The organism is Streptococcus sp. HMSC064D12 (assembly GCF_001837205.1).
In the GTDB taxonomy this organism is placed as follows: domain Bacteria; phylum Bacillota; class Bacilli; order Lactobacillales; family Streptococcaceae; genus Streptococcus; species Streptococcus salivarius_D.
This window is the reverse complement of the sequence record NZ_KV831748.1, coordinates 1-386: the sequence shown is the minus strand read 5'-3', so window position 1 is coordinate 386 and position 386 is coordinate 1. Positions and strand designations below refer to the sequence as shown.

Below are 386 nucleotides of genomic sequence, written 5' to 3'. Positions count from 1 at the left end.
AAAGAATTTAACAACCGTGTGACTCCTCCAGAAGAGCCTAAGTTCCAACCAGAGAAATACGTTGTTTCTGAAGAGAAATACGATATCACAGGTGACAAGCTCGTTGATGATGATAAAGAGTTGGCAGACAAGTACGCAGATACCAATGCGAACCCATATGCGGACGATGCCTCAAACAACGAAGCAGAAAACTTGAATACCAAGACTGTTAAACGTGGTCAAAAATTGGTTTATCAAGTATGGTTGGATACAACTAAATTCGACGCAGCTAACAAGGACAACATCCAATCAGTAGGAATCTCAGATGACTACGATGAAACTAAATTGAATCTTGATGCTACTAAGATCAAAGCCTACGATTCAGTAACAGGCGCAGAAGTCACAGA

General features: G+C 40.7%; 1 protein-coding gene. It reads left to right on the top strand.

The genetic code is table 11. The features are described from left to right. Positions 1 to 386: SspB-related isopeptide-forming adhesin (locus HMPREF2697_RS06150; RefSeq protein ID WP_142350082.1), on the top strand; the 386-nt coding region annotated here is incomplete at both ends.